This is a genomic window from Cohnella abietis (genome assembly GCF_004295585.1).
GTDB lineage: Bacteria > Bacillota > Bacilli > Paenibacillales > Paenibacillaceae > Cohnella > Cohnella abietis.
This window is the reverse complement of sequence record NZ_AP019400.1, coordinates 6,683,107-6,705,678: the sequence shown is the minus strand read 5'-3', so window position 1 is coordinate 6,705,678 and position 22,572 is coordinate 6,683,107. Positions and strand designations below refer to the sequence as shown.

The 22,572-nt window shown below is 45.8% G+C and carries 14 protein-coding genes; all 14 read left to right on the top strand.

Going from position 1 to position 22,572, the window contains the following annotated elements; all coding sequences use genetic code 11:
* The first annotated feature begins 144 nt into the window (after positions 1-144).
* The 14 genes from KCTCHS21_RS29385 (at position 145) to KCTCHS21_RS29320 (ending at position 22,540) form a co-directional block, all read left to right on the top strand.
* On the top strand, positions 145-1,071 hold the full coding sequence (locus KCTCHS21_RS29385) for an ABC transporter permease (protein WP_197726492.1): 927 nt from the start codon (positions 145-147) through the stop codon (positions 1,069-1,071).
* Positions 1,072-1,094: 23 nt separating this feature from the next.
* Entirely contained in the window at positions 1,095-1,976 is an 882-nt protein-coding gene (locus KCTCHS21_RS29380) for a carbohydrate ABC transporter permease (RefSeq protein WP_130616035.1), read from the top strand.
* 62 nt (positions 1,977-2,038) lie between these two features.
* On the top strand, positions 2,039-3,613 hold the full coding sequence (locus KCTCHS21_RS29375; RefSeq protein WP_130616034.1) for an ABC transporter substrate-binding protein: 1,575 nt from the start codon (positions 2,039-2,041) through the stop codon (positions 3,611-3,613).
* Positions 3,614-3,697: 84 nt separating this feature from the next.
* Complete coding sequence (locus KCTCHS21_RS29370; protein WP_130616033.1) at positions 3,698-4,996, top strand: M20/M25/M40 family metallo-hydrolase; 1,299 nt, start codon at positions 3,698-3,700, stop codon at positions 4,994-4,996.
* Positions 4,997-4,998: 2 nt separating this feature from the next.
* Positions 4,999-5,379 carry a RidA family protein gene (locus KCTCHS21_RS29365; RefSeq protein WP_130616032.1) on the top strand — a complete coding sequence of 127 codons (381 nt, stop codon included), beginning with the start codon at positions 4,999-5,001 and terminating at the stop codon, positions 5,377-5,379.
* Positions 5,380-5,401: 22 nt separating this feature from the next.
* On the top strand, positions 5,402-6,154 hold the full coding sequence (locus tag KCTCHS21_RS29360) for an SDR family NAD(P)-dependent oxidoreductase (protein ID WP_130616031.1): 753 nt from the start codon (positions 5,402-5,404) through the stop codon (positions 6,152-6,154).
* Between the two features lie 36 nt (positions 6,155-6,190).
* Positions 6,191-8,080, top strand: coding sequence for a beta-N-acetylhexosaminidase (locus KCTCHS21_RS29355; RefSeq protein ID WP_162309404.1), 1,890 nt, complete (start codon positions 6,191-6,193; stop codon positions 8,078-8,080).
* A 35-nt stretch (positions 8,081-8,115) separates the two neighbouring features.
* Positions 8,116-8,781 (top strand): cyclase family protein, encoded by a 666-nt coding sequence (locus tag KCTCHS21_RS29350; protein WP_130616029.1) that lies wholly within the window; start codon positions 8,116-8,118, stop codon positions 8,779-8,781.
* Positions 8,782-8,808: 27 nt separating this feature from the next.
* Positions 8,809-10,239 carry a N,N-dimethylformamidase beta subunit family domain-containing protein gene (locus tag KCTCHS21_RS29345; protein WP_130616028.1) on the top strand — a complete coding sequence of 477 codons (1,431 nt, stop codon included), beginning with the start codon at positions 8,809-8,811 and terminating at the stop codon, positions 10,237-10,239.
* A gap of 4 nt (positions 10,240-10,243) precedes the next feature.
* Positions 10,244-11,341 (top strand): alanine racemase, encoded by a 1,098-nt coding sequence (locus tag KCTCHS21_RS29340; protein WP_130616027.1) that lies wholly within the window; start codon positions 10,244-10,246, stop codon positions 11,339-11,341.
* A gap of 198 nt (positions 11,342-11,539) precedes the next feature.
* A complete protein-coding gene (locus KCTCHS21_RS29335) occupies positions 11,540-17,629 on the top strand; it encodes an S-layer homology domain-containing protein (protein ID WP_130616026.1) in 6,090 nt (2,029 codons plus the stop codon).
* Positions 17,630-17,841: 212 nt separating this feature from the next.
* Positions 17,842-19,668, top strand: coding sequence for a cache domain-containing sensor histidine kinase (locus KCTCHS21_RS29330; protein WP_162309403.1), 1,827 nt, complete (start codon positions 17,842-17,844; stop codon positions 19,666-19,668).
* A gap of 6 nt (positions 19,669-19,674) precedes the next feature.
* On the top strand, positions 19,675-21,171 hold the full coding sequence (locus KCTCHS21_RS29325) for a response regulator transcription factor (protein WP_130616024.1): 1,497 nt from the start codon (positions 19,675-19,677) through the stop codon (positions 21,169-21,171).
* Between the two features lie 76 nt (positions 21,172-21,247).
* Complete coding sequence (locus KCTCHS21_RS29320; RefSeq protein ID WP_157994150.1) at positions 21,248-22,540, top strand: ABC transporter substrate-binding protein; 1,293 nt, start codon at positions 21,248-21,250, stop codon at positions 22,538-22,540.
* Positions 22,541-22,572: the final 32 nt, after the last annotated feature.

Sequence of the window (22,572 nt, the reverse complement as noted above, 5' to 3'; positions counted from 1 at the left end):
TACTTCAATTTCACTCCAAACAGAACTAATTCACCGTTTAAGAACTGGCATTTGCGAAGTGCAGATACTAATATTCAGTCATTGAATACCAATTCAACCTACGACAATGCGCAATGAAATCTGGTTAAAGGAGTATGAAATTCATTGAACAACAGACAGAAAGGTTTATTCAGCTACCAGTCTTATAAAAAGAATGTTCAGTTAGGGATATTGGCATTTCCGGCAGTCGTGCTCATCTTCATTTTCTCGTACGTTCCAATGGCAGGCATTTTCATCGCGTTCAAAGATATCAATTATGAGAAAGGGCTGTTTCATAGTCCTTGGGTCGGGTTCGATAATTTTAAGTTCTTCTTTTCTTCTAGCGATGTATGGCTCGTAATGAGGAATACGCTTTCCTACAATATCGTTTTTATTGCTGTAGGTACATTACTGTCCATCCTATTTGCAGTACTCTTAAATGAAGTATTAAGTAGAAGATTAGTTAAAGGATATCAAACGATATTTTTCTTCCCTTATTTCTTCTCATGGATCATCGTCGCGTATATGACCTATTCCTTTATTGGTCCTTATGGAGTGGTTACCTCATTCTTAGAAAGAGTAGGTATTCGTTTCGATTTCTACACCGAAACATGGATTTGGCCCATACTGCTCACTTTAATAAGTATTTGGAAGGGCCTCGGGTATATGAGTATCATTTTTTATGCCGGAATTATGGGGATCTCACAAGAGTATTTTGAAGCTGCGTCCATAGACGGAGCTACGAAGTTTCAAATGATTCGTAAAATTACGATCCCTCTGTTAATGCCTTTAATAACGATTATGACTCTTTTATCGATAGGTAAAATCTTTTACTCGGATTTCGGTTTGTTTTTCTTCATTCCAAGGGAAATTGGACAATTGTTTCCTGTCACACAAGTTATCGATACTTATGTTTACCGAATGTTGAAGGTTTCTGGTGATCTAGGGATGTCCTCTGCCGTCGGATTATTTCAATCCACGATGGGATTCCTCGTCGTTTTGTTCAGTAATTATGTCGTGAAAAAAGTAGATGAAGACAACAAGTTATTTTAATCAAACGTAAAGGAAGTAGGTAAATGTTATCCAAGAAAATAGGACCGCAGCTATTCATTAATCTCTTGTTCATTTTGTTTAGCATTGCTTGCATCTTTCCTCTAATAGCTGTAATATCAGTTTCTTTCAGTAGCGAGGAAGACATTCTTAAATACGGGTACAGCCTAATACCAAAAAGCTTCGATCTTTCTGCGTATGCCTATGTGCTATATAAACCGTTACAAATAGTAAACGCTTTCAAGGTATCCATACTAGTTAGTGTTATCGGTACGGTTGTTTCTTTGTTAGTCATTGCCGGGATTGCTTATCCGATGTCCCGCGAGGATTTCAAGCTGAAAAACAAATTGAGCTTCTACGTGTTTTTTACAATGCTGTTTAATGGCGGCTTGGTTCCGACCTACATGCTAATCAGTAATTATCTACATTTAAAAAACACCATTTGGGTGTTGATTCTTCCCTATCTTGCCTTTCCGTGGTTCATCTTGATATTAAGATCCTTCATGCAGAAGATCCCACACAGCATTATCGAATCGTGCATGATTGATGGAGCTAGTGAGTTCAGAATCTTCTTCCGAATCATTCTACCGCTTGCCAAGCCTGGACTTGCTACAGTTGCATTGTTTATACTGCTGCAGTATTGGAATGATTGGTGGCTGAGCATGCTCTATATCGAGAAGGAGAGTCTAGTGCCCTTGCAATTCATGCTGTATAGGATGATGAATAACATCACTTACCTAACCAATGCTAGCAACATGATGCCTCCAGGGATGAAAGATTTAGTGCTTCCATCTGAATCTGCCCGTATGGCAATGGCAATTCTAGCAGCAGGACCTATGCTGGCAGTATTCCCGTTTTTCCAGAAATACTTTGTACGAGGTCTTACGGTTGGTGCTGTTAAAGGTTAGCTTAGATATGGGCTATAGCTCATTTTAAGAATAGAACCACACACTATAGAGGAGGGTACAAAATGTTTAGAAATGTAAGCTTTTCAAAAACGGGGATCGTCGCAACAATTCTAGTACTTGTGTTAAGCATGATGCTTGCAGCCTGCGGAAACAACAACAAAGAAAATGGAAGCGCTAACGAGTCTAACGAGCCTAAAGAGACGACAACAGGAACGCCAGCCTCAACAGAGACGGCGGAAAGCTTGCCTGAAGTTAAGCTGACATGGTATTTTCCAGGCGTATTTCCTCAAGCTGATCAAGATTTAGTTTTTGCTGAAGTTAATAAAATATTAAAAGAAAAAATCAATGCTACTGTAGATTTTAAACCATTTGGCTTTGGTGAATATGATCAGAAGATGCAAGTGGTTATTGCCTCCGGCGAGTCTTATGATATCGCGTTTACATCAAACTGGATTAATAAATATAGTCTAAATGTAGCCAAGGGAGCCTTTTTACCTTTAGATGATTTGCTTGTTAAGTATGCACCGAAATCCTTTGCAGCAGTTCCGCAATCGTTCTGGGATGCTGCGCGAGTAAAAGGGAAAATTTATGGCTTTATTAATGAACAGATTGCAGCTAGAACTCCAGCGGTAGTTGTTTCTAAAGAAGAAGCCAGTAAATACAACCTAGATATCCCAGCAATAAGCGGCAAGCTTACCCCGGATAACTTACACCTATTGGAGCCTTATATCCAAAGCGTAAGAAAAGACTTTCCACAAAAGGGGTTCATTACTTCGTTGGTTCAATTGGACGGTTTGTTCTTCAATCTAGAGCCTATTGCAGGAATTCAAGTTCCAGGATCGGTTGAATTCTCGGATTCCACGCTTAAAGTCGTTAACCAGTTTGAGACTGAGGGCGTTCAGAAGTTCGCAGCGTTGATGAGAGATTGGAATGCGAAAGGGTATTTGAACTCGAAAGAGCGTATCTCGAAAAAGTCCGAGGATGGGACAGAGGCGAAGGCAGGCAAGGTTGCTCTAGCGATTGGTGGAGCCTATAAACCAGGTGGTGAAATTGAGCTGTCAGCAGAAGTAGGCTATGAAAGACTTCAGCTTCCTGCTGGAACTGCACATTTAACGACAAATGGTATCATCGCTACTATGCAGTCTATCAACAGAAATTCTAAAAATCCAGAAAGAGCTATGATGCTGCTGGAATTACTGAATACAGACAAAGAGCTTTACAACCTATTGAGCTTTGGTATTAAAGATAAGCACTTTAGTATAGATGCGGATGGATTCATGGTGAAACAAGGCGATGAAGCAAAAGCCTATTCTCCAGATGTACCTTGGATGTTTGCTACTAATTTCCTTGCCTATGTTGAAAAGGGTAAGCCTATGACAGTCTGGGAAGATACGAAGAAGGTTAACGCGGATGCATTGCCATCGTTATTGCTAGGATTTAGCTTCGACGCAGAACCGGTAAAGAGCGAAATCGGCAAAGTAACTGCTATATTCGATGAGTATTCTAGAGCAATCGAATTAGGAGTTAGCACGGAAGAGAAGTATAAAGAATTCCTTGCCAAACAGAAGGCTGCTGGCGCGGATAAGATTATAGCTGAAATGCAGAAGCAAATTGATGCATGGAAAGCTACGAAATAATTCGTACCGAAAAATAATGAATAAAACCCCGCAGCCTGCTGCGGGGAGATTCGTTATGGAACGAAAGGGAGGAAGAGGCACGAAGTGAACGAGATTAAGCAGGAAATACGTTCGTGGGTCGAGGCTAATGAACGGCGCATATTACAGCTTGTGCAGGATTTAGTTTCCTATAACACTGTAAATCAAGTGTGGACGGGAAACGAGAAAGACGCTCAAATCTATCTATCGCAAGTGCTCAAGGATATGGGGCTAGTCGTCGATGTATTCACGCCGGAGGAAGTAACTGGATTAAAGGAGCACCCAGGCTATTTTCCAGGCAAGGATTATACAGACCGTCCGAATGTCGTAGCAGAGTTGAAGGGAGCTGGCGGGGGGAAGTCACTTATTTTCTCCAGTCACATGGATACAACAACAGCTGCCTCAGAATGGAAAAGGAATCCTTGGGATCCGGCTATAGAGAACGGGAAGCTATATGGTTTAGGTACATTTGATATGAAGGGTGGCCTGGTCGCTTCAATCTTTGCCGTTCGTTGCCTGCAAGAGCTAGGGATCACACTTAAGGGGAATGTTCTAATCGAGTCCGTCGTCGATGAAGAATTCGGCGGTGCGAACGGAACCTTGGCCAGCCGTGTTAGAGGTTATAACCCTGATGCTGCAATCATTCCTGAGCCGACTAACCTGTCTGTATGTCCGGGTAATCATGGCGGTGCTCAATGGAGAGTCACTTTTACAGGGAATACGGGAATGTCCTTCAGTGGAGAGGTAATTGTTAATCCTGCACACATAGCGGCGAAGTTTATTGTGTACTTGGAAGAATACGAGGCACAGCGTCAGAATAAGGGCGGGCCTGCTCCGTATTTCGTGAACGACCATACCCTTCCCGTCATCGTTACACGATTGGAAGCAGGCGACATGAATGCGGCACTATGTGACACAGGTCCATCCGAGTGCCATGTGGATATATGGGTAGAATGCCACGCGGGCGTTACGGAGGAAGAGCTTGAGAAAGAAATTATGGATGGCTTCCGGAGTAAGTATGCTAACGAGTATGACAAATGGAACGAGCCGAGATTCAATAAATTAATTCGGTTTCTACCTGGAACGCAGGTAGATTCGAGCTTCCCTCTTATTGGCATGTTAGCCGAGATTACAAGCGAAGTGACGAATCAGCAATATGGAAGCATTACAGGGGCTCCATTTGCCTGTGACTCCTTTATGTTCAACATGTATACGAATACCCCGGCTATTATTATAGGTCCGGTTGGAGCTAATGCTCACGCGTCAGATGAACACATTGATATTGCTGAGTTTCTGAAGCTTGTGGAGATTTATGCGTTAACGACCTTGCAGTGGTGTGGCTATCATAATCGAGGAGTTCGATGAAAATGAGAAAAGCAGTACGAACAGCTGAAGCATCTACAGGGAATGGACCTTATTCGCAAGCGATCATCGCACAGGGATTGCTTTATGTTTCTGGTCAGGGCCCTCTTGATCCGCAAACGGGTGAGATTACGGGCGAAACGATAGAGGAGCAGGCGGAGCTGACGTTGTCCAATATTCAGCACATACTGAATGCTGCCGGATGCACGATGGAGCATGTTGTGAAGGTTAATGTCTTTCTGGCGGATTTGCAGGATTACGATCGGTTCAACGAAACGTATATGTCGTTCTTTAGTCAGCCGATGCCGGCAAGAACTTTAGTGGAAGCAGGGCTTGATCGGATTAAAGTCGAGATAGACGCCATTGCTGTGCTGCCGACCGAATAGCATAAGATTGGGGATGTAGAGGATGGCAAGATTCAGTAGCAAGGTTGCATTCATAACCGGAGCAAGTCGCGGTATTGGCAAAGCGATTGCCGAACGATTCGCCGTCGAGGGCGCGAAGGTCGCTATCGTATCCAACAGCGTTGAGGAATTAAATGCAGTGGAGCAACAATTCATTAACGAAGGCTACGAAATATTGCCTTTATTGGCGGACGTATCCGATTCAAGTCAAATCGAAAGAGCCGTCGAACTTACTGTTTCTCAATGGGGACGGATCGACATTCTGGCTAACAATGCCGGGATCGCTTGGGAAGAAGAATTTTTAGATATTACGGACAGTAATTGGCGCAAGATGCTGGACGTCAATCTAAATGGAATGTTCTACACCGCACAACGGGTATCCCGCCAGATGGTCAAGCAAGGAGGCGGAACCATTATCAATATGTCCTCGACAAACGGAATTGTGGGCGAGAAGAACTACGCGCACTACAACGCATCGAAGGGCGGTATTGTGTTATTGACGAAAACGATGGCGTTGGAGCTGGGAGCCCGCAACATTAGAGTAAACGCGGTTTGCCCGGGGTACATCCAGACCCCAATGTCTGAAGCCATAGATAGTGCAGAATTTATTGAAGAGTATATTCGCAACAAAATTCCATTGGGCAAGGTGGGCACGCCGGCAGACGTAGCCGGGGCATTCGCCTTCTTGGCTTCCGACGATGCGGCCTTTATAACGGGAACAACGATTGTCGTCGATGGTGGGCAGCTTGCATTTTAATAGCTTAATCGAATGAAGAGAGGAGGAACAATAGAAGTGAACTTGCATTTTATTATGGATGATGCCGACTTAAAGTCTGGAATAGAGATATTCGCAGAGCAATTCCATTTCTCCGTTAGCGAAGACGGCATTCCCGTTCAAGTTTTACAGAATAACGATAATAAGATCGTCGTATCGAAATCGGGAAATACCGCGTGCATTCAATACACGTATAAGCATCAATTTTTCCGAGCGCTCGGACTGCTTCTGGAAAATATGCGATACGAACAGGAATTCCATATTACTGAAACGCCGCAATTTCAGACGAACGGTCCAATGATCGATGTTTCGCAAGGAAATGCGGTTTTGCGCGTCGAGACGCTTCAGCGGCTAATCACCCAGATGGCGGCGATGGGACTTAACATGTTAATGCTGTATACGGAAGACAGCTATACCATCAAGGAGCAGCCTTACTTCGGATATATGAGAGGCAAGTATTCTCAGGATGAAATTCGTCAATGCGACGACTATGCCCATCAGTTCGGGATTGAGCTCATTCCTTGTATTCAGACGCTAAGCCATTTACGAGACGTTCTGAAATGGAATAGCTTCAGCGGTATTAAGGAAGATGGGGAGACATTGCTCGTCGGTGAAGAGAAAACTTACGAGTTTATCGAGCAGATGATCATTGCAGCAACGAGCCCTGTTCGGTCCAAACGTATCCATATCGGCATGGATGAAGCGATGAGGCTGGGATTAGGGAATTATCTGACCCATAACGGGCTGCGCTCCAAATCCGAGATCATGAACGAGCACTTGGCAAGGGTGCTGCAGATTACGGAAAAGATCGGCTTGAAGCCGATGATCTGGAGCGATATGTATTTCCGTTCCAGCGGTGATCAGCTAGATAATTATGAAGCGAACAATAGCCCTTCTGATGCTGTTATAGAGGCTATGCCCAAGAACATTCAGTATGTTTTCTGGGATTATTATCATTACGACGAACAATTTTATTTGGACTTTATTCGCAAGCACAAGCAATTCGGTTCGACTCCTATTTTCGCCGGAGGGATTTGGAATTGGAAGGGCTTCTGCTTGAATTATGGGGCGACCTTCGCATCAACCAACGCTGCGATGGCTGCCTGCAAAAAAGAAGGCGTGAAGGAAGTTATCGCCACCTTGTGGGGAGATGACGGTACGGAATGCCATATTTATTCCAGTCTGCTCGGCTTGCAGTTATTCGCGGAGCATGGATATGCAGATGATTTTGACGAAGAGAAATTAAAGAGAAGATTTCAATTTTGCACAGGTGGAAATTACGAGGACTTCATGGACATCCGGTTGGTCGATGAAATCCCGGGCACTTCTGAAGGAAACCACGAGGTAGTGAATCCATCCCGCTATTTGTTATGGCAGCAAGTATTAATGGGATTGTTCGATCGAAATATCGAGAGACTGCCGATCGCTGATCATTATGCGAAGATGGCCATCCAGTATGATCAGGCGATGCAGCGCAATGGAGAGTGGACTCCGGTATTCGAAATTTTACAGAAGCTGTGCCACGTACTAGCGGTCAAATCGGAGATCGGCTTGAGAATAACGCGCGCTTATAAGGGCGGCGATATCGCATTACTCAATCACTTTGCGAAGGTGGAGCTGACTGATTTAATTGGCCGAGTAGAGGATTTAAGGGAATGTCATCTGAGCCAGTGGCTGCAGTTATACAAGCCATTCGGCTGGGAGGTCATCGATTTCCGATATGGAGGATTGTTGGCCAGCATTAGAACAGCGATCCGCCGACTGTCCGATTATGCGGGCGGAACGATTGAGCGGCTGGAAGAGCTTGACGAGGATCGATTGTTATACCAAGGGCAGGAAGGTCTTGTGGACTGCTATTGGTATAAGGGAATGCCTTCGGCAAGCCGAGTTATTCAGTCGATAGATTAGAACGAGAGTTAGGCTATAGAAAGAAGGTTCACAATATGCGTGTTCTTGATATCACAGGGCCGATTCGAACAGGGATGTGGTCATATGGCGATCCGCTTCCTAGTGTAGAGGTCGAGCCCATTGCTTCTCTGGAAGCAGAGGGCTGGAAGGGTCATCGCTTAAGCTTACACACGCTGGCTGGTACGTATATTGAGACCGCCGATCATCTGTTTGCCGATCGCGAGCAAATTGCCGACGTCCCAGTGAACCGATTCGTTAATCGGGCAGTCGTCGCTCAGCTAAAGGACAAACAACCGCTAGAACCGATTACGGCAGCTGAACTAATCGAGGCAACGGGAGCTGATATCCGTCCGGGTGACGCTCTTCTAGTTGCAACCGGCTGGGAACGGTATTGGGACGATCCTCGCTTTATTACGGAATGTCCCTTCTTTCTCCCGGAAGCGATGGAATGGGTTGTTAGTCAGAATTTCAGCCTGCTCGGGCTCGATATACCCTGTGTACAGGACCCGAGGAATGACGATGGAGTTCTCAATCGACTATTCTTTGCCGAGGATCGGCTGCTTTTAGCTCCACTAATTAGCTTGCGTGGAGTAGGCAAAGGAATTTTCACTTTAATTTCGCTTCCTTTGAATATACCCGGTGTTTGCGGAACACCATGCCGAGCCATTCTCATCGATCAATTTTCTGAAAATATGAAGTGAATAAATAGCTATGTGGAGTGAACGATCATGGAAAACATAACAGTAAAGGAAAATGCAATGCCCGGAACGTTGAACTGGCAGCTTAACCAGTATCAATTTGATTATACGGAAATAGATCATAATCATGGAACCTCTCTGATCCATGGTGCTCGTTCCGCTGTTATTGAAGGGTACGCTTCCCTTACAAGCGTTTACCCTGGGGAGAGCATTGACTTCATGATAAGCACGTCCCCTGCTTGTTCGTTCACAGTGGATATTTATAGACTTGGATATTACGGTGGAACAGGCGGTCGACATCTATTACGTCTGGGGACGTTCGATGGAGAAGAACAGACAGTTCCTATGGAGTCGGTAGAGAGGCTCCGGGAGTGCAAATGGCGGCCATCTGTGACCTTGCAGGTTCCTGACGAATGGGTCAGTGGCGTTTACTTGGCGAAGCTGACCCGGAATGTAATGTTGGGCGCCCAGAGCTACATCACTTTTGTGGTGAAGCAGCAACGGAAGACAGAAATTCTCGTTCAAGTGAGCGATCTGACTTGGCAGGCGTATAACAAATGGCCGGGAACGAGCTCGATCTATGATGATGGGGTCGAGCCTTGGTATACCGGTCCGAATGTCCGGGTCAGCTTTGATCGTCCGTACAGCAAATACTTTCAAGTCGTCGATTCGCCGTTATCCGGCGGCTCCGGTGAATTTCTCCTATGGGAGTTTCCATTGGCTTACTGGCTGGAGGCAGAAGGATATGACGTCACGTACTGCTCCAATCTCGATCTTCATAGAGATGCTAGTTTATTAGATAAGTGTCAAGTATTCATATCTTCGGGGCACGATGAATATTGGACGAGGGAAATGTATGAACATGCGTGCAATGCTCGTGATGCAGGAGTCAGCTTGCTCTTTCTTTCAGGGAACGCCGTATATCACGAGATTATCCCATACGGGGACGAGGGAGCACCGTTTCGTTCATTTGCGCGCCGGAAGCGGTTTATGGATGAGCATGAATTGATGGGGGCGGCATCGTTTGCTTCAGGATATGGAGATTGGACGGTCGTAAATCCGGAGCATTGGGTGTTCGAGGGCACAGGCATGAAGTCGGGTGACAGCATCCCTGGGTTGATCGGTTGGGAGTATCATGGTTTGCCGCTCAAGGAAATAGAAGGCTTGGAAATTCTAGCCCATAGCGAGCTGATCGGAATAGCGGATGAAGTTCGGGACAATGCGGATGGTAGTCACACATTTGGCGACGCCAAACATGCGGCAACTATATACCCGGGACCTAGAAACAATTGGGTATTCAACGCAGGGACGATATGGTGGGGAGAGGGATTAAGTAACCCGCCCGGACATATTCCGGCCTCGGGTACGTTTAGCCGGGTACAGGGGCCGGATTCAAGGGTGCAGCAGATCACTCGTAATTTGCTGGCACGCTGTCTCAAGGATAATGTGAACAGGATGTGATTGTATGTTTGTACGCGATGAAGGGTTGCTCGGCGATACCCCGTTCCTAGCGGTAGATATGGATATATTGGAACGGAATATTAAGAGAATGGCGCAGTTGGCTGCGGAAGCCGGAGTTAAGCTCAGACCCCATACCAAAACGCACAAAAGTCCACGGATCGCGCAGATGCAATTGGATGCGGGAGCAACGGGAATTACGTGCGCAAAGCTTGGCGAGGCAGAGGTAATGGCCGACCACGGTATTGAAGATATTCTAATTGCTTTCCCTCTGATCGGAAGGACAAAGCTCGAACGATTTCATGCCTTGCTTAATCGATGCAAGCTAACCGTGGCACTCGATGATATCGAGGTTGCCAAAGGAATTAACCAGGTAGGCGAGCATCGCAAATGCAAAATTCCAGTGTATGTGGACATAGACACCGGTCTGCAGCGCATGGGACGCAGTCCTCTGGATAGCGTCTCTCATATTGAACGGATTGCCGCGCTTCCTTTTCTAGATATTAAGGGAGTTATGAGCCATACGGGGCAAGCCTATGCCAAAGACAGTGACGAGGATGTTAAAGCGATCGCCATTCAAGATGCTGAAATGATGAATGAGACTAAGCAAGCTTTAGAGAAAAAAGGTATTTATATAGAAGAGATTAGCATTGGTGCAACGGCTACTGCCCGTTTTATTAAAGAAATTCCTTTTGCGACGGAAATGCGTCCGGGTATGTATGCATTCAATGATCGTTACGTTATGGGTGTTGGCGGTGCCACAGAGGAAGAGTGCGCGGTCCGAGTTATGGCTACTGTCGTAGCTCATCCAACGCGAGAGCGCATCATCATTGATGCGGGGAGTAAAACCCTGTCGCAGGATGGATATAAACAAGGGGGTTACGGACAAATATGTGGTCATCCTGAAGCAAGCATTCGTTCGCTCTCGGAAGAGCATGGAACAGTGTATGTGGATGGGGCTTCGGAATTGCGAATCGGAGATGTCGTGGAAATCATTCCGAATCATATTTGTCCTCCGATTAACTTGGCGGATCAGATGTACGCTTTCCGTGATGGACTATACGTAGAAACGATACCTATTCTTGGTAGGGGGAAAAATCGGTAGATTCTATCGAGAGAAAACAATGAAAATGTGTGCAGCGGTTAACGCCACATTTTTATTGTTTTGGTAGTAGCAGCGCCTATATCCTCATCGTTCGATTGTATCGAAGCAACTCTAGCAAAGACTTTTGCCTTCTGTCCTCAGTTTTATGAATACGCTTACAAAAAGTGATTTTAAATATGAATTGGAGGAATGGTATAAATGAAGGCTTTTAAGATATTAATGAGCTTGGTGCTTGGCTGCTCTACATTATTAATGTCCCTTTCTTCGTTTCCTCAAAGCTCAGCTGCAGCTACAACAGCAACATCCCTTTTCGCATCGCCCACAGGAAGCGGGAGTACATGCTCCATAGAAGCTCCTTGTTCTCTTACTGGTGCTCAAGCCAAGGTACGTACAATGAATACCAATATGACTGGAGACATTGTCGTATATTTACGCGATGGAACGTATAACTTATCGTCAACTTTTCAACTGACTCAACTAGACTCCGGTACAGGTGGCTTTGACGTCATCTATCAAGCCTATCCGGATGAAACGCCGATACTTAGCGGAGGACAAACGATCTCGGGCTGGAGTTTATCAGACTTTGAGAAAAATATTTACCGCTCTAATGTCGGCACAACGCTGAATACTCGGCAGCTATATGTGAACGGGGTTCGGGCGACACGAGCGCAAGGCGAGCATAATCCTGACGGTTTCACGAAAACGGCTACGGGCTTTATTGCACCAAATGCAACGATGGCCAGCTGGGGGAATCAAAACCAAATAGAAGTGGTTAGCTTTAACGCTTGGAAAAACTTCCGCTGTCCGGTTTCATCGATTGTAGGAACGACCATTACGATGCAAAACAACTGCTGGAACAACTCGCAATTAAGCGATACCCCAGGAATCAAATCTATTGCCTGGCTCGAGAATGCCTATGAGTTGTTGGATTCCGAAGGCGAATGGTACTTGGATCGGACGGCAGGTTACTTATATTACAAACCGCGTGCAGGAGAAAGCATGGCTTCGGCAGAAGTCGTCGCCCCGACTTTGCAAACGCTGCTCAGCGGAACGGGAACGCTGAATACTCCGATTCACAACGTGCGTATTATCGGTCTTACGTTCGCTTACGCGACTTGGATGCAGCCGAGTACAAATGACGGATATGTTCCGCTTCAGGCTGGATTTACTTATACGGGAGTTCATACAGCCGCTACTCAAAATTTAACGAATACGCCGGGTAACGTCACCTTCCGTGCAGCGAAATCTGTAACATTGGAGCGCAATACGTTTACCCACTTAGGCGGGATTGGCTTGGTTTTCGAATATGGAAGCCAGAACAACACAATTGTCGGCAATGTATTCGAGGATATATCCGCAAGCGGAATTCGGATCGGCGAGATTACACCTAACGTTGTTAACCCAACTGACATTAGGGAGCGCAATACCCATCACACCATTGCGAATAATTACATTACACGCGCAGGTGCAGAATATTTTGACGCAGTAGGTATCTTTGGAGGGTATACCAGCTACTCTACGATTACGCATAACGAGGTATCCCACTTGCCTTATTCGGGTATTTCTCAAGGCTGGGGCTGGGGAACGAATTCCTATGCGCAAAATAATCAAATCACGAACAATTACGTTCACGATCTCATGAATATTCTTGGAGACGGTGGAGGCATTTACACGTTAAGTGCTCAGCCGAATTCAACGATAAGCGGAAACTATTTGCAAAATATGTACGGATCATATGGAGGCTGGGGAATTTATCCGGATGAAGGAAGCGCCTATTTCAATATTCACCACAACGTAGTTAAGCAAACGGGAAGATGGATTTCCATGTGGACAGGTACGATCCATGACAACACCGTTCATGATAATTACTCTGATACGGCGAATATGGCCAATGCGTGCACGAACTGCACCTTAACTAACAATACGACTATAACGGATGGCAATTGGCCGACTGAAGCACAAGCGATCATTAACAATGCTGGACTAGAACCAGCTTATTGGGATCTTTCGCCTCTTACAAGCCATCTTCAAGGCTCTTGGCCAACATTGGACCAAGACGGCAATTCAAGCAAGGAATGGACTGCATCAACGAGGGGATACGCGAGACTGTCTGATGTGATAAGCAACGGGGAGGTAAGCGGAGAACCGACAGATGCGACACCAAGGCCGGGCGAGAACTTGGCATTAAACCAACCGGCAACAGCTTATAACTCGGATGGCAGCAGTGCCACCATGTATGAAGGATTTGAAGCGTCCAAGGCGGTTGACGGAAAAGCGGATACCATTGCGTTCGCGAACGGTGAATTTTTATGGAAGCTGCAAGTGGATTTGGGTGGCATTCATAGGGTAGGTAGAATTGTCGTGAAAATGCCGGGGAACTGGTATGCCACAGAATTTGATATTCAAACGTCCACGGATGGGACTACCTTCACAACGGTTAAGCAAGTAACAGGGTTCACTTCGGGCACAAGCGATAATACGATTGCCGAGACGAGAGCCAGGTATGTTCGAGTCGTTGCCGTGAAGCCGAATGGTCCCTATCAGACTGGGCTAGAAATGGGCATATCGGAGTTGGAAGTATACAATCCAACGACAGTGCCGGTTCCTGCTCCGGATCTCAGCAATGGTGCTACGGTTACCGCAAGCGTTTATAAAAATGATGTTGTCGTGTGGGGACCAAAGACCGTATCTCCAGGAGAAAAGATCAGTAATCAACTCTATTTGAAGATACTCAAAGGAGATCGTGTTCGTTTTGTCGTTCATGCAGATGATAATGCAGATTTGAGTAATGTGAATTGGAATCCGAATCTGAAGTTCGACGCGGTACCGGCAGCATGTGACTTTACTAAATTCAATCTGCCTGGACAGTTAAAAACAACGATGAACAACGGCACGAAAGAAATACTGATAACCGTAAAAGAAGATATAGATATTACAAATCTGATCCCGGATGCAGAGGTGTCGGAGGATTGCTATAGTACTTCCGATCTTACCGAGGCAAGGAATTTCAGCCAGACGGTCACTTATGTCGTACAAGATGACGAAGGGACCTTCAGTAAAACATGGAAAGTATTCGTTACGAAAGAATCACCAGAATCCCTCATTAGAGGTTATAGTCTCAATAACGAAATCGCCGATATCGATCATTGGAATGTGGATGGAGCTTCTACCAAGAATGGGTTGGAAGGAAGCCTTGTCATCAACAATGGCTCATCCGTGTATACGGGGAAGACCTTCTTAAATGAATTGCTGGAGTTCGATATGAAATCGGCTTCTGCGGGTGGCGTTGAATGGCCAGCGATCAGCATTCGTCAAAAAGTAGCGGATAAAGCTTTATGGGATGCTGCGAACGAAGGGTATATTTTGGTTTTCAAACCGGGTGAAATCGAATTACAAAGATTCAATGGCGGGGTACGTACTGTATTCTACGGCAATATTGACGGGATTGTAGGAAGCGAGGGAACTTTGCCCAACAACGTATTCGAGATGGATAAGAAACATCTGGTGCAGTTCGGCGCAACGAACACGGCAAAGGGTGTAAGGCTTGTCGTGTACGTAGACAGTAGGAAGATCATCGATCTGATCGATAACGGAGCAGGTAAAGTGACTTCGGCAGGGTATATGGGCGTCTACGCTTATTCGGCACCGGTTACATTGGGAGCAGTACCGGCTTTGTATAACATCGTTGATGAAATCGCCGATTTTGACAACTGGTATAAGGGCGGAGTCGGAGTTGAAGATGGGGCAGATGGAAGTATTACGATAAGTAATGGTTCTACTGCTTATAGCGGCAGGACGTTCCAAAATGAGCTGCTTGAATTTAATATGAAATCCGCTTCTGCGGGTGGCGTTGAATGGCCGGCCATTAGTATTCGACAAAAATTAGCGGATAAAGCTGTATGGGATGCTGCGAACGAAGGGTACATTCTCGTTTTCAAACCGGGAGAAGTCGAACTGCAAAGATTCAATGACGGCGTACGTACTGTATTTTACGGTAATATTGACGGGATTATAGGAAGCGAAGGAACGTTGCCTAACAACGTGTTCGAGATGGATAAGAAACATCTGGTGCAGTTCGGAGCAAAGAACATGGCAGAGGGCGTAAGGCTCGTCGTGTATGTAGACAGTAGGAAAATTATCGATCTAATCGATAACGGAGTAGGTAAAGTTACGTCGGCAGGGTATATGGGTGTCTACGCCTATTCGGCGCCTGTAACCATAAGCAGTGAGTTAAGTGAAGGCGAAGGACCGACAGAGCCGACAGATCCCATGCCAAGACCGGGCGAGAATCTGGCATTAAACCAACCGGCAAAGGCCTTTTTTGCGGATGGAAGCACGGCCAGCATGTGGCCTGGATTTGAAGCAAACAAAGCGGTTGATGGAGATTCAGCTACGTCTGCATTTGCGAACGGTCAACATTTATGGCAGCTGCAAGTAGATTTGGGTGCCAAGCATAGCGTGGACAGAATCGTCGTGAAAATGCCGAGTAACTGGTATGCGACAGAATTTGATATTAAAACGTCGACAGATGGGATTACCTTCACAACGGTGAAGCAAGTTACAGGATTTACTTCGGGAACAAGCGATAATACGATCGCTGAGACGAAGGCCAGGTATGTTCGAGTTGTTGCCGTGAAGCCGGACGGTCCCAATCAGACCGGGTTAGAAATGGCCATATCGGAATTGGAGGTATACAATCCAATACGGGCGACGCCTGCTGCTCCTAATGTGACCTTGGATGATGTCACGAATACGGTGACGGGCTTAACAACAGCGATGGAATACAAGCTGGATGACGCAAACTATGTAATGTACAATGCGGAAAACTTTAATGCTTTAGACCTAACCGGCAGCCATACGTTACTTGTGCGTATAGCAGCAAATCGGAGCACAGGAGCTCCGGCAGGGTTGGTTACAACCTTAATTTTTACGCAGGATCCAACACCGCCATCATCAACATCTTCGTCGACTATACCAACGATGCCAATTGTTGTTTTAGAGCTAAGCATTGCGTCTGCTTCAAGTAAAGAAATAGAGGCTACGCTTAAAGAGTTGAATTCTCAAAGCAAAGCAACAGATGCTGTTGAAGCCGCAATCGAAAAGCAATCTATAATTAAGATTACTAATCTAGCTAAGCTGAATGGCGATAAGTCAACATTCGATCTGAATGCAAATCTATTTAATGACGTATTCGCAACTGTTACTAGCAATGCTGCTAAACTAAACGCTCAATTAGCCCAGTATTATCCGAAAGCCGAGCCTGCTAGAGTAGCAGTAACTCTTGATTTAGGCGAACAGTCCTCACCTAATGCCGAAATAAAGATAGGTGCAGATTTTATTCAAAAAATGAAAGATTCGGGCTTTGCTTCGATTTCCATTAAGTTAAACGGGGTCATAATAACGGTTGATGTTAATCAACTTAATGGGAGTACGACTCTGCATATGAACAAGAAGGCGCCAGCTATTGCAACGGATGTTACGCATCAGAAGGTAGTTTCGGATGTTTATGATTTTGAATTTATTAACACTGCGAATAGCAAAATGAAGTTTACGGTGCCTGTCATCGTCAAACTGCCGATTGCAAGCGTAGCGGGCGTAGATACTGATTTGCTTGTGCTTGCCAAAGTGATCGATGGGAAGCTGGAGTATTACGGCGGTAATTACAACCCGGCGACGAAATACTTTGAAGCCGAGCGCAGAACTTTTTCGACTTATGTTGTTGTTGAAAATAAGGTGGATTTCAACGACATTGCCAGCGTGCAAGCTTGGGCTGGGAAAGCAATTGGAATCGCTGCGGCTAAGGGAATTGCGGAAGGTCGCGGGGACGGTCATTTTGCTCCGAACGATAAGGTAACTCGCGCGGAGTTTACGGCAATGATCGTAAGGGCATTCCACTTGGAAGAGGAGTCGGTAGCTGGTTTAACGTTCAGTGATGTGAAATCAGACGACTGGTATCAATCCGCAGTAGCGGCGGCGTTAAAAGCCGGCATTATCTCCGGACGTACCAATAACCGGTTCGCTCCCAACGAAGTCATTAGCCGGGCTGAAATGGCCGCCATTGCCGCAAGGGTGCTGAAGAATGTCAAAGGCTATACCAACGTAATAGATTTAGACAAGACACTGACGCAATTCAATGATGCGAAAGCCATTCCTCATTCTTTAACCGATTTGGTTGCGTTAGCCTTAAACGAAGGAATCGTAATTGGATCCAACGGCAGCTTTAAACCTAATCTCTCGGCTACGCGGGCCGAAGCAGTCGTAATCATCTCGAGATTGTTATCTAAATAAACTTATGATGTAGACAGATTAATACAGATTAAAACAAAGCGGCAGTCTTTAACAGGAGTAGCATGTTAAAGACTGCCGCTTTCTATTTAAAACTAATCTTATGGTTACTAGTTCACTTCCATTTCCTCTGTGTAATGATGTATGCTATTCTCTTGTTTTATAGGTTGAATTGACTAAAAGCGATGATAGGGGTACAGCGAGGAGGAAGGATTGTGAATTGGAACAATTGGCGGGTGAAGAACAAGATAGCAGGGACATTTACGCTTTTGTTTTTCGTGGCTATCTTTGGTTTGGGCGGCTTAACCTATGTTCACACAGAGAGAGAGTACACCAGCCGGACGTTGGAACTGGTCCATACATCGCTTGCGCAGATGACGACAACCGTGGAACTTTACCTTCAGGATATGGAGAGGCTTTCTCTGGCCATTTTCAGTGATCCGATTATTCAACGTATATTACGACAATCTTCTTCCGAGTATGGCGTGCAGTATGACAATAACGAAATGATGTCCCGGATGGTTCAATTCACCTCCCCGTGGCCGTATATACAAGGTGTCTATTTGTTTGCTGATGACGGCCGGGTATTCAGCATTGCCAAAGGCTCAGGGATCTCTAGTGACTATAGCATACTTCAAGAACCCTGGTATTCAAAGATACGTGAAGGAAAGGCGGATCCCTTTATCTACTGGCCGACGGGACCCGAATCTACGGTATTACGCAATCCTCAGCAGGTGTTCTCCTTGATTCGTCCCATTAATGATTTCTCTGAGGGGAAAAAACTAGGGTATTTGAAAATAGACATGCAGGCGCAAGTGATGAAATCCACGTTGTTTAAAGCGACTCTTGCTAAAGAGGATGGAGATCTACCTCTACGATATATGCTGCTTGATTCTGAAGCGAATATCATGTATGACAGCGAGGAACTATTGACTGGAAAGAAGCTGCCTAACGAGCTGGAATCCGTGCTCACGCATCAGGAAGGGAGCGTGAAATGGTCGGAAATCCGTTATCTGTTCTCCAAGAACAAGTCGAACTATAACAAGTGGACACTTCTGGCTCTCGCGCCCAATAAGGATGTTGTTAATCAATCCGATAAAATCCGCAGCCTGATCCTTCTTCTGGGAATCATTACTTTGGTTGTTATCGCTGCTGCTTCCTATATGCTGGCAGCCGGCATTAGCCGCCCGTTAACTTCATTAATTAAGACGATGAAGCGCGTGGAGCTTGGTGATTTCAAGGTGCGGGCAGAAGATAGCGGCCAACAAGACGAGATAGGGCGACTATCCAGAGTGTTCAATATGATGTTGGAGAGCGTGGATAAGCTGATCCATCGGGTATACCTTCTGGATATCCGTCAGAAGGATGCCAAGCTTATGGCGCTCCAAGCGCAAATCAATCCGCATATGCTGTTCAACACCTTAAATAGTATGAAGGCATTAAGCCGAAAGCAACAAGCACATGATGTTGCGGATATGGCGGAAAACTTGGCCGATTTGTTCCGTTATAGCATGAAAGGGTGGAATCGTCCGGTGACATTGGCGGAAGAATTGGAGCACGTTCTTAACTATGTCCGCATCCAGGAGGTCCGTTATCGGGATAGGCTGAAATTTGAATGTTACATTCCGGATACTCTTCTTCGTGCCGAAATCATTAAGCTGTCTATTCAGCCTCTCGTGGAGAATGCTATTATTCATGGAATTGAGCCAAAGGTCGAGGGAGGGATCCTCACGCTTAGCGCTCAGGTTCAGCCGGAACTGGAAAGCGGGTCTCTGATATTGATGATCACGGTAAGTGATTCGGGCGTCGGAATGCCTCCGGATCGGGTGAGGTCCATTAATGAGGTTCTGGAGGATAACGACATCTCTATGGATGAACTACCGGAGACGAAGTCGGGTATTGGATTATTAAACATTCATAAGAGGATCAGATTGCTGTTCGGTGCTCCTTACGGGCTCCATTTGGAAAGCGATGAGCACATAGGGACTATCGTCTCTATTCACATCCCCTATAATGACAACATGAATCATGACAAGGAGTAAATCACGATGAACATTCTAGTTGTTGAGGACGAGCCAATAGCACTGGAAGAGCTCGAATGTTTGCTCAATTCATTTGAACCCGACCATATTATATATAGCGCCGTAAATGGCCTGCAAGGGTTAGAATTGGCTAAGCAATTTTGCCCAGACCTAATTGTGACAGACATTCGCATGCCGGGAATGGATGGTCTGGAACTGATTCGCCAAATCCAGCAGCTAAATCCCGACGTCGAGGCTATTATTATTAGCGGCTATGATGATTTTGCGTATGCGCGCACTGGTCTTCAACTTGGAGTGAGGGATTATTTGGTTAAGCCTTGGAAGCAAAACTCGCTGCTTGCCGCGGTGGGCTCTATTCTTGAGCAGTTGTCCGTTCGACGCGAGGAGAAGCGGAAGGCTGATAATTGGAAAATGATTCGGGAGTTGGAGGGCCGCAATCCTCATTCGGAACAAATCCAAGCATTGTCCGGACAATGGATCATTATGGTTTCTGCGATAAGTAATTTGCGATCCGCGCATAAGTGGGTAGCGTACGAGCCGATCACCAAAGATATAATAGCCGAGTTACCTTTTGTGGTTCATATGGTCTACCCTAATTCACACATCCAAGTAGTGTTGTTCCCTAGTCATGAAGGAACTAAGGGGACGTTTATTCAACAAAGCGTTCAGCAATTGCATGCAGCTTACGTAAATCAAGAGCTGAGTGTGCACTCCATTGCTGTCCTTAAGAAAGATGATGAGCTTCCGCACGAAGCTTTTGCCCGAGCCGTCAAGATGCTGGAGCAGCAAATTCGATTGGAAAGCAGCACATATACGTATTTGACAGCCGAGTGTTCTGCAATAGATATGATCGCCGTATGGAATCAAATCCGGGCTCTGGAGGCTTTAATAGCGACTCGCGAGCTCAAGCATATTCGTCCGCAAATAGATCGGATCGTCATTCAGATCCGCATACTGAAAGTGCCTGCCAAAGAAATTGGTAGTCTGGTTAACGATATGTTCACGGCTCTTCAATTTAAGCTAATGCCGGATCGAAGCTCCCCCTATATCGATATGGAAATCATTATGGATACGCTAATGAGCATTGCCTCCTATAGTGAATTGGCAGACTCACTAGAGAAATGGCTGTTGGAGTTTTTGTGGAATTTAGGCAGCGCGGGCAAGGAGCCTAGAGAGCTAGTCCATAAGCTGATGGGTCAGATCCGTCATGGTTATCATCGTACGGACTCTTTGCTTCAATTCGCTGCAGAGCACCATATCAGCGTCAGCTATCTGTCCCGACTGTTCAAGGCTGAGGCGGGCATGAATTTCTCGGAATATTTAATTCGCGTAAAAATCGATCAAGCCAAACAATTGCTAGAGCTGGAAACCCTTAGCGTATCGCAGGTCAGTGAGCGTGTCGGTTACGAGGATAGCAAATATTTCAGCCAGCAATTTAAGAAATATACCGGCTTAACGCCGTCCGAATATCTGAAATCATGCAAAATCCTCCCCCCGAAATGAACAAGTTAACCGGAAGCCGTAGGACAGAGCGCCTTTTATAATGAAGACAGTTCCAAATATAGGGGAGGTCACCAAGGTGATTAATCGTACAAAAATGAGCATTACCGCATGTTGCTTAGCTTTGCTGATTGTATTAGCAGGTTGCGGTGGGGGAAATTCCAATACGGCTGGAGAAGAAGCCTCGCCAGGGGCTGCCTCTTCGCCAGGGGAAAAGCAGGTTGTTCTAAAGCAGTATATTATCAATAACGCGAATATGAATCTGGAAGAAATCAACCGCAGATTCGAAGAAAAATATCCGAATATTAAAATTGAGTATGAAGGCGCTCCGATTGACCAATTTGAAACCGTTATCAAAACAAAGCTGGCTTCCGGTGATGCCCCGGATATATTCACCATTTTCGCAGGAACTAAAAAAGATCCTTTCGTCAATGCCGGGTATTTACTCGATTTAAGCGACCAGCCCTGGGTAAGCCGGCTCACGCCGGGGGCGCTTCGTTCAGCGACCACCGATGGCAAAGTTTATGGTCTGCCTCGTAGCCAGAATGTTATAGGCGTTATATACAACAAGAAATTATTTAAGGACCTGGGGTTAGAACTTCCGACTGATTGGGAAGCTTTTCTTCAAACCGCCCAAAAGCTGAAGGATGCCGGACTCATTCCGATCGGAATGGGATTGAAGGATCAATTCGTGACGCAGATGGTTCCTTACGCAATGGCAGCTTCCGCGATTTATCGTGACAATATCGATTTCGACCAACAGATGGCTGAAGGGAAACAAACCTTTGCCGGTTCGAATTGGGAACAGATGATGAAGGATTATGTCGATCTGGATAAGCAGGGTTATATTAACAAGGGTGCGCTCGGGACGTCTAATGATCAGATTCTTCAATTAATGAGCGCGGGCAAGATCGCGATGACTGTAAGTCTTAACGCACTCGTGCCAGCATTGAAAGCAGCCAATCCGGATGTGGATTGGGGAATGTTCCCTTTGCCTTATGTTAAGACAGGTGAACCGGTATGGGTTTCGACCGGACCTGCGCTCTTCGCGGGTGGTTATTCCAAAACCAAGTACCCGGATGAAGTGAAGAAGTATTTGGATTTCGTAGCATCGCAGGAGAGTATGAAGGTCATTTTGGATACGATTCAAGGGTTCTCGGCATTCACCGATGTTACGCCAAATTTGGATCCGGCTCTAATGGAAATCGAGCCCAGCTTGAAAACGGGAACATACTCCTTCCTGGATCAGAATTGGCCAGCGGCTGTGCAGCCGGAAATGTTTGTAGGCATCCAGGGCATATTCTCCGGGGGTTCGATTCCAGATATGCTGGACAAGATGGATAAAGCCTATAATGCAAGTAAGAAAAAATAAAAGGTTTCAGGGGGGCGCAAATGGCAGGTAGC